Here is an 8745-nt window from a genome sequence, read left to right as displayed (position 1 = left end):
CCTGCTCGCGATAGCGGACTTACAGACACTCAACAATTTCATGCTAAAACGCGACACAAAAATGTCGTAGATCGGAATGTACGCCCTCAAACAGTGCGCTTTTCACCCAAATTCGTTAGGCTACGCGCCATTTTTGCGTCCGCCGCCCACAAGGCAGCTACCGCGTAAAGGGTCAGTCCCATACGGACCGGCAGCATTTCCCTCACCCATAAGGGAAACCCCTCTCTAAATTCCGATTCAGTAGTGTGGTATTTCCTTAATGAAAGTGTTGAAAGGCCAGGACATCCTGGCGCTTGGTTTTATGACGTTTGCCCTGTTCGTCGGGGCCGGCAACATCATCTTCCCGCCTATCGTCGGTTTGCAGTCCGGGCCTAACGTCTGGATGGCGGCGCTGGGCTTTCTGGTCACGGCAGTCGGCCTGCCGGTGGTCACCGTGGTCGCGTTGGCCAAGGTCGGTGGCGCCATGGACGCCTTGAGCAGCCCGATCGGCAAAGTCGCCGGTGGTCTGCTGGCTGCTGCCTGCTACCTGGCCGTTGGTCCGCTGTTCGCCACGCCGCGCACCGCTACCGTGTCTTTCGAAGTGGGTCTGGCCCCGCTGACTGGCGAAAGCCCGCTGGCGCTGTTTCTGTACAGCTCGGTGTACTTCCTGCTGGTGTTCTTCATCTCGCTCTACCCGGGCCGCCTGCTGGACACCGTGGGGCGTTTCCTCGCGCCACTGAAGATCATTGCCCTGGCGGTATTGGGCATCGCGGCATTCGCCTTGCCGGCGGGTGACATCGGTCAGGCCACCCCTGAATATGTCGCCGCACCATTCTCACAGGGTTTCATCAATGGCTACCTGACCATGGATACCCTCGGCGCTCTGGTGTTCGGCATCGTGATCGTCAATGCCATCCGTTCCCGCGGTGTTGAGTCGCCAGCGCTGATCACCCGTTACGCGATCATTGCCGGTCTGATTGCAGGCGTCGGTCTTGCGCTGGTCTATGTCAGCCTGTTCCGCCTCGGCTCCGGCAGCCATGAAGTAGCCGCTGGTGCCACCAACGGCGCGGCGGTATTGCATGCTTATGTGCAGCACACCTTCGGATCGCTCGGCAGCGGTTTCCTGGCAGTGCTGATCTCTCTGGCGTGCCTGGTAACGGCGGTTGGCCTGACCTGTGCCTGCGCTGAATATTTCAGCCGAGTGCTGCCGTTGTCCTACAAGACCCTGGTTATCATCCTCGCCGCGTTCTCGCTGCTGGTGTCCAACCTGGGCCTGACCAAGCTGATCGCGTTCTCGATCCCGGTGCTGACCGCGATCTACCCGCCGTGCATCGCCTTGGTCGCCCTGAGCTTCTGCAAAGACTTCTGGCATGAGCAAGGCCGGATCGTCGGTCCGGTGATGCTGGTGTCGTTCCTGTTCGGCCTGATCGACGCGCTCAAGGGCGCGGGCCTGGCGGACTGGATGCCGGCACAACTGGCTCACCTGCCGCTGAGCGAGCAGGGCCTGGCGTGGCTGGTGCCGTCGGTGATGACCCTGGTGGTCGCCGTGGTCTGCGACCGCCTGCTGGGCAAGCGCGCCGAAGCGCTGGCTTAAGCTTCATCGGCCCGTCACGAGCGGGCCGATCAGGCAAAAAGGAAATGCCCCGTATCAATCGATACGGGGCATTTTTTTGCTTCACGCAAATCTATTGTGGGAGCGGGCTTGCTCGCGAAGAGGGCATAACATTCAATGGCGATGTCGACTGACACACCGCTTTCTCGAGCAAGTCGAATTGTCGAGCCACCGCTCCCACATGGGTACGGTTTTCCACCTGCACATCACAAGGACCTGCATGTCGTTCATCCAAGCCAACCTGATCCACCTCCTTGCCGCGCTCTGGTTCGTCATCTGTTGGGGTGGTTACACCCGCTATGCGACCTGGAAAGGCCGTGACACCGCCTGCCTGGCCAGCGTGCTGCATCTTTATCGCGAAGACTGGATGCGCCGCATGCTGCTGCGTGACAACCGTATCGCCGATGCCAGCGTGATCGGCAATCTTGAGCGCAACGCCTCTTTCTTCGCCTCCAGCACCCTGATTATCCTGGCCGGCATCCTGACGGTGCTTGGCTCGTCCGAGCGTGCAGTGTCGTTGCTGGCGGATATTCCGATGGTCCAGCAGGCCTCTCAGGGCATGTCGGAAATCAAGTTGCTGTGCCTGGCGCTGGTGTTCGTCTACGCCTTCTTCACCTTCAGCTGGTGCATGCGCCAGTACAACTTTGCTGCGATCCTGGTGGGCTCGGCGCCGATGGCCGGCGAACGCCATGTCTCGGAACTGGAGCGCAAGGCCTTTGCCAACCGCGCTGCGCGGGTCATCTCCATGGCGGCCAACCAATTCAACTTCGGCCTGCGTTCCTATTACTTCGGCATGAGCATGCTCGCCTGGTTCGTCAGCCCCTGGTTGTTCATGTTGATGAGCGCCGGTGTGGTGATCGTGTTGTATCGCCGCGAGTTTCATTCCGACGTACTCGACGTGATGGTCTATACCCCTACAGAGGCGCCGTTGCCCGAGGTCAATAAAGAGGCCGCTTGATGAGTATTCCGTTCTGGTGTGTGTTTATCAGTGCCTTGTTGATCTACGTGGCGCGCATGCCCGTAACCAAGGCCATGAAAGAGCAGGGTGGTTACGACAATCACCTGCCGCGTCAACAGCAGGGGCAACTAACCGGGTTTGGCGCCCGGGCGGTGGCGGCACACCAGAACAGTATCGAAGCGTTCATCCTGTTTTCGGTGGGCGTCCTGATGGCGCATACCACTCAGACGGCGGGCTGGCTCATTGATCTGATCGCCATCGTCTTTGTCATCGCGCGAGTTATCTACTTGCTGTGTTACTGGAAAGATCTGGCGTGGCAGCGAAGCCTGGTGTGGCTGGTGGGATTAGTCTGTTCGCTATTGCTGATGATTAGTCCGACTTTTCGAACGATTTTGCTCTAAGGCTGGATCTCGTAAAAAATCGCAGGCAAAAGAAAACCCGCACTTGGCGGGTTTTCTTTTATCACGCTAAAAACCGAATTAGTTCTTAGGTGCTTCGGGCGCGGCTTCTTTTGCCGCTGCTTCGTTCGATTCAGCCTGAGCTTTGGCGGCTTCGGCGTTTTCTTTCGCCGCGTCGTTCACCTTATCCTGAGCTTCGTTCATTTTTTCCTGAGCTTGCTCGGCGTGTTGATTGGCATCTTGAGCTTTGTCCTCGGATTTTTTATCGCAGGCAGCGAGACCGAGGGAAGCGGTCAACATCAAGGCAATAGCTAAAGTCTTACGCATGGGGTGTTTCTCCTTGTGGAAAATAACTACTTGGCCTTTCGAGCACAGGCCCAGGGGTTAAGTTCCTCAAATGCTTCAGATATATAAGTTTGTTCTAATGCGGAACTTTTACGCGGATTGTTACTTCACTTCTTCAAGTATTCACATAGAGCATCTGCAGATGGCCGAAAACCCTATTTTTGAGCGCGCGATACGCTTCATGTCAGCCTTGCGTCATTGTCAGGTCCTCGGATTACGAGTTCACAACGCCAGCAAAGAGGGGATGACAGTAGTTCTTCCTTATAGCCAGCAGATTGTTGGAAACCCGAGTACCGGGGTGATCCACGGCGGCGCCATTACCACACTGATGGACACCGCCTGCGGCATGTCCACCCTCTGTGTGTTGCCGGAGTTCGAGGTCTGTCCCACTCTCGACCTGCGCATCGACTACATGCATGCCGCCGAACCGCACAAGGATGTGTACGGTTTCGCCCAGTGCTACCGGGTCACCACCGACGTGATCTTCGCTCGCGGTTTTGCCTATCAGGACGATCCCGAACAGCCCATCGCCCACGTGGTGGGCACGTTCATGCGCATGGGCAAGGGCATCAAGGGCGCCAAGGGCCTTGGTGGTGCCATCGCCGGAGGTGCGAAATGACAGACGGTTTCCAGGATCGACTGCAAAAAGCCCATGAGCAGGGCGACTACACAGCGCTGTTGCAACTGATTCCCTACGCCACGCTGATCGGCCTCGAATGCTCGCGGGTAGGCGATGAGCTCCTGTTTCGCCTGCCGGCCAACAAGGACAACATCGGCAACCCGCTGTTGCCCGCGATCCATGGCGGCGTGATTGCCGGCTTCATGGAACTGGCCGCCGCGCTGCATCTGCTGATTACCACCGGCTCGCCGGGGGTGCCGAAAATTATCGATTTCTCCCTCGATTACCTGCGCGCTGGACAGTTCCGCGATACCTGGGCTCGATGCCAGGTGTGCCGTCAGGGCCGTCGGGTGGGCAATGTGGCGATTACAGCCTGGCAAAGCACCGAAGGCGAGCCCATTGCCACCGCCCGGGCGCATTTCAAACTGGAGGAGCCCTTGAAATCCTGAATGCAGCCCCCAACTCACATGACAACCCGCCGCAGACCCTCTTGGTCGCGGCTCACGCCATCTGATTGGAGTTTGATGACCATGAGTGTGGAAACTCAAAAGGAAACCCTGGGCTTCCAGACCGAGGTAAAGCAGCTGCTGCACCTCATGATCCATTCGCTGTATTCCAACAAGGAAATTTTCCTTCGCGAATTGATCTCGAACGCCTCTGACGCTGTAGACAAATTGCGTTTCGAAGCCCTGTCCAAGCCTGAGTTGCTGGAAGGTGGCGCGGAACTGAAAATCCGTGTGAGCTTCGACAAGGACGCCAAGACCGTCACTCTCGAAGACAACGGCATCGGCATGAGCCGTGAAGATGTGATCACCCACTTGGGTACCATCGCCAAGTCCGGCACCGCCGACTTCATGAAAAACCTCTCGGGCGACCAGAAGAAGGATTCGCACCTGATCGGTCAGTTCGGCGTGGGCTTCTACTCCGCGTTCATCGTGGCCGACAAGGTCGACGTGTTCAGCCGTCGTGCCGGTAGCCCGGCCAGCGAAGGCGTGCACTGGTCGTCCAAGGGCGAAGGCGAGTTTGAAGTCGCCACTGTCGACAAAGACGACCGCGGCACCCGTATCGTTCTGCACCTGAAGTCCGGCGAAGACGAGTTCGCCGACGGCTGGCGCCTGCGCAACATCATCAAGAAGTACTCCGACCACATCGCCTTGCCGATCGAGTTGCCCAAAGAAGCTGCAGCCGCCGAAGGCGAAGAGAAGCCGGCCGTTGAATGGGAAACCGTCAACCGCGCCAGCGCCCTGTGGACCCGTCCTCGCACCGAAGTGAAAGACGAGGAATACCAGGAGTTCTACAAGCACATCGCTCACGATTTCGAAAATCCGCTGAGCTGGAGCCACAACAAGGTAGAAGGCAAGCTCGAATACAGCTCGCTGCTGTACGTGCCGGCCCGTGCTCCGTTCGATCTGTACCAGCGTGAAGCGCCGAAAGGCCTGAAGCTGTACGTGCAGCGCGTGTTCGTCATGGATCAGGCCGAGTCGTTCCTGCCGCTGTACCTGCGTTTCATCAAGGGCGTGGTCGACTCCAACGACCTGTCGCTGAACGTATCGCGGGAAATCCTGCAGAAAGACCCGATCATCGACTCCATGAAGTCGGCACTGACCAAGCGCGTGCTGGACATGCTGGAGAAGCTGGCCAAGAACGAGCCTGAGCAGTACAAGGGCTTCTGGAAGAACTTCGGCCAGGTCATGAAGGAAGGCCCGGCGGAAGACTTCGCCAACAAGGAAAAAATTGCCGGTCTGCTGCGTTTCGCATCGACTATTGGTGACGACGGCGAACAAGTGGTTGGTCTGGCTGAATACCTGGCTCGCGCCAAGGAAGGCCAGGACAAGATCTACTACCTGACCGGCGAAACCTACGCGCAGGTCAAGAACAGCCCGCACCTGGAAGTCTTCCGCAAGAAAGGCATCGAAGTGCTGCTGCTGACCGACCGCATCGACGAGTGGCTGATGAGCTACCTCAGCGATTTCGACGGCAAGAGCTTCGTCGACGTGGCGCGCGGTGATCTGGACCTGGGTAACCTGGATTCGGAAGAGGACAAGAAGGCTGCTGAAGAAGTCGCCAAGTCCAAAGAAGGCCTGGTTGAGCGTCTGAAAACCGCACTGGGCGAATCCGTTGCGGAAGTACGGGTTTCCCATCGCCTGACCGATTCGCCAGCGATCCTGGCCATCGGTGAGCAGGATCTGGGCCTCCAAATGCGTCAGATCCTCGAAGCGAGCGGGCAGAAGGTGCCGGATTCGAAGCCGATCTTCGAATTCAACCCGAGCCACCCGCTGATCGAGAAGCTCGACGCGGAGCAGAGCGACGAGCGCTTCGGCGACCTGTCGCACATTCTGTTCGATCAGGCGGCCCTGGCGGCTGGCGACAGTCTGAAGGACCCGGCGGCCTATGTGCGCCGGCTGAACAAGCTGTTGGTTGAACTGTCGGTTTAACTGCGTTCTGAAAAAACCCGCTTCGGCGGGTTTTTTCATTCTGGTGTTTAACAATCAGGAGTCAGAAATGAGCCAAATCACTGTACGTTCCGTTGCCTACCAGATTGACGGCCAGCCATACGAAAGCCGCGTGGCGTTCGATGCCGACCATAAGGGCGCGCGTCCCGGTCTGTTGATGGCGCCGAACTGGATGGGCGTCGGCGCGGGTGCCGAGGAGATCGCCAAGTCCGTCGCGGCCAAGGGCTACGTGGTATTGATCGCCGATATCTATGGTCAATCGGTTCGTCCGCAGAACAACGACGAGGCGGGCGCCGCGATGATGCCCCTGAAGAATGACCGTGCATTGCTGCGCAAGCGCATGCAGGCGGCGTTCGAGCAGTTGCAGAAGCAGGGTGAGGCCGCGGTCGATACTTCGAAGCTGGCGACCTTCGGTTTCTGCTTTGGCGGTTGCTGTGCGTTGGAATTCGCGCGTACCGGTGCGCCGGTGAAGGCGGCGGTTTCGTTCCACGGCACGCTGGATACGCCGAATCCGGCGGATGCGAAGAACATCAAGGGCAAGGTGCTGGTGTTGCACGGCGCGTCCGATCCGTTGGTGCCGAAGGAGCAGTTGCCGGCGTTCGAGGATGAAATGAATGCCGCTGGTGTGGATTGGCAGCTGCTCAGCTACGGCGGCGCGTTCCACTCGTTCACTGACCCGCACGCCAAGGTGCCGGGCATGATGATGTATGACGCCAAGATTGCCGCGCGGGCGTTTACCTCGATGCACAATTTGCTGGATGAAGTGTTCAAGGGCTGAGTTGGTTGTCAGGTGCTGATTTTTTCTGCGCCTGACAGGGCCTCTTCGCGAGCAAGCCCGCTCCCACATTTGATCGCATTCCAATGTGGGAGCGGGCTTGCTCGCGAAGGCTGAGTAACGGGTAATACAAGACTCAGGGCAATTCGATCCTCTCGGATTCCCCAGGCACCTTCGGCCAATCCCCGGCCGCCCAGCGCTTGCGCGCTTCGTCGATCCTGGCCGGATCGCTCGAGACAAAATTCCAGTTGATCCGCCGCGGACCATCCAGCGGCGCCCCGCCAAACAGCACCGCATGACTGTCGCTATCGGCGAACAATGTCATCTCTTCTCCCGGTGGCAGGACCACCAGATCATGGGGTTCCACCGGCTCGCCATTGAGCTGTACCTCGCCACTGAGCACATACAGCGCACGTTCCTCATGCTCGGTGGGGATCAGCAGGGTGGTCGCCGTTTGCAGGTGCAATTCGGCGTACAGCGTGGGGGACAGCACCGGCACCGGCGATTCCAGGCAGAAACCTGATCCGGCAATCATTCGAATCTGTATTCCAAGACTCTCGCTGACCGGCAGTGTGGCCGCCGGATGGTGGCTGTAGTGGCCGGGGCCCTGTTCGTGCTCCTTGGGAGAGGCCAGCCAGATCTGCAGGCCGTGCATCGTGAAATCCTGGCCCTTGAGGGCCTCGGGGGTGCGCTCGACGTGGGCAATGGCGGTGCCGGCGGTCATCCAGCTGACATCACCGGGTTTGACCACCTGATTCGTGCCCAGGCTGTCCTTGTGCTGGAGCTGGCCTTCGAAGAGATAGGTGAGGGTGGACAGACCGATATGCGGATGCTGGCGGATGTTCATGCCATCGCCTGCGGCATAGCGCGTCTCGAGCATGTGGTCGAAAAACACGAAGGGCCCGACGTTGCGGCATTTGGCCGAGGGCAGCGGGCGGAGAATCGGCTGACCCTCGACGTCTTCTGCGCGGGGGCGGATCACGAGCGGAGTGTTCATGGTGCGTTCCAGGCTGAGCGGGTTATGCGCTCGAGCATAACCCGCTTGCGCAACCGATGCTGCTACTGGCTGAACGCGCCTTCGGAAAGATGGGTTTCGATGCTGACTTCGCTGGTGGTCATCAGCTTGTGGATCGGGCAGCGGTCGGCCACGCGGTGCAGTTCGTCGCGTTGTGCATCGGTCAGGACGCCCTTGAGGGTCAGTTTGACGTGCAGGGCGTATTTGCCTTTTTGCTCTTCGCTGTTGTCGCGTTTTACTTCTACGCCGACGCCGGTCAGGGGGATGTCCTTTTTCTTCGCGTACATCTTCAGGGTTAACGCCTTGCATGCGCCCAGTGCGGCATCGAAGTAGTCGTGCGGCTCCGGCGCCGATCCTTCGCCGCCTGCGTTGACGGGGGCGTCGGCGAAGAGTTCGTGGTCATCGATTTGTACGGTGTGACGCAGGCCTTCGGCGGAGATGGTGTTGACGGTGACTGTCATGGGGAACCTCGTTGGCATCGGGATTGGTCATTCGATCAAAAACGGCTTTGAAGGTATAGAGCGGGTGTGCTGTCTGTTGTTCCAATTTTCCTTGGGGTCTGTGTGCTTATCCGTTGCTTCGGTAACGGCG

The 8745-nt window shown here is 58.8% G+C and carries 10 protein-coding genes; 7 read left to right on the top strand and 3 right to left on the bottom strand.

The features are described 5' to 3' along the window. Positions 1–259: 259 nt before the first annotated feature. The 3 genes from brnQ (at position 260) to K9857_RS28365 (ending at position 2950) form a co-directional block, all read left to right on the top strand. A complete protein-coding gene (gene brnQ / locus K9857_RS28375; protein ID WP_224541575.1) occupies positions 260–1573 on the top strand; it encodes a branched-chain amino acid transport system II carrier protein in 1314 nt (437 codons plus the stop codon). A 238-nt stretch (positions 1574–1811) separates the two neighbouring features. Beyond that, complete coding sequence (locus K9857_RS28370) at positions 1812–2549, top strand: DUF599 domain-containing protein (RefSeq protein WP_224541573.1); 738 nt, start codon at positions 1812–1814, stop codon at positions 2547–2549. Next, positions 2549–2950: an MAPEG family protein gene (locus K9857_RS28365; protein ID WP_224541571.1), complete on the top strand. Its 402-nt coding sequence runs from the start codon at positions 2549–2551 to the stop codon at positions 2948–2950. The genes K9857_RS28370 and K9857_RS28365 overlap by 1 nt, the downstream gene beginning before the upstream one ends. 78 nt (positions 2951–3028) lie before the next feature. Here the strand turns inward: K9857_RS28365 and K9857_RS28360 are convergent, their stop codons facing one another. Next, a complete protein-coding gene (locus K9857_RS28360; protein ID WP_175379138.1) occupies positions 3029–3274 on the bottom strand; it encodes a hypothetical protein in 246 nt (81 codons plus the stop codon). A 160-nt stretch (positions 3275–3434) separates the two neighbouring features. Between K9857_RS28360 and K9857_RS28355 the strand changes: the two genes are divergently transcribed. The 4 genes from K9857_RS28355 to K9857_RS28340 all read left to right on the top strand — a co-directional run bounded on the left by K9857_RS28355 (position 3435) and on the right by K9857_RS28340 (position 7142). After that, positions 3435–3911: a PaaI family thioesterase gene (locus tag K9857_RS28355; protein WP_224541569.1), complete on the top strand. Its 477-nt coding sequence runs from the start codon at positions 3435–3437 to the stop codon at positions 3909–3911. Further along, positions 3908–4360 (top strand): PaaI family thioesterase, encoded by a 453-nt coding sequence (locus K9857_RS28350; RefSeq protein WP_224541567.1) that lies wholly within the window; start codon positions 3908–3910, stop codon positions 4358–4360. Before K9857_RS28355 ends, K9857_RS28350 begins: the two co-directional genes overlap by 4 nt. An 81-nt stretch (positions 4361–4441) precedes the next feature. Beyond that, a complete protein-coding gene (gene htpG / locus K9857_RS28345) occupies positions 4442–6346 on the top strand; it encodes a molecular chaperone HtpG (protein ID WP_224541566.1) in 1905 nt (634 codons plus the stop codon). Between the two features lie 67 nt (positions 6347–6413). Beyond that, positions 6414–7142 carry a dienelactone hydrolase family protein gene (locus K9857_RS28340; RefSeq protein WP_175379142.1) on the top strand — a complete coding sequence of 243 codons (729 nt, stop codon included), beginning with the start codon at positions 6414–6416 and terminating at the stop codon, positions 7140–7142. 133 nt (positions 7143–7275) lie between these two features. Here the strand turns inward: K9857_RS28340 and K9857_RS28335 are convergent, their stop codons facing one another. Then, positions 7276–8136, bottom strand: a complete 861-nt coding sequence (locus K9857_RS28335; RefSeq protein ID WP_224541564.1) for a pirin family protein — start codon at positions 8134–8136, stop codon at positions 7276–7278. Between the two features lie 62 nt (positions 8137–8198). Then, positions 8199–8615: an OsmC family protein gene (locus K9857_RS28330; protein WP_224541561.1), complete on the bottom strand. Its 417-nt coding sequence runs from the start codon at positions 8613–8615 to the stop codon at positions 8199–8201. Positions 8616–8745 lie beyond the last annotated feature (130 nt).

The organism is Pseudomonas sp. REP124 (assembly GCF_020164475.1).
Taxonomy (GTDB): domain Bacteria; phylum Pseudomonadota; class Gammaproteobacteria; order Pseudomonadales; family Pseudomonadaceae; genus Aquipseudomonas.
This window is presented reverse-complemented; position numbering and strand designations above follow the sequence as displayed.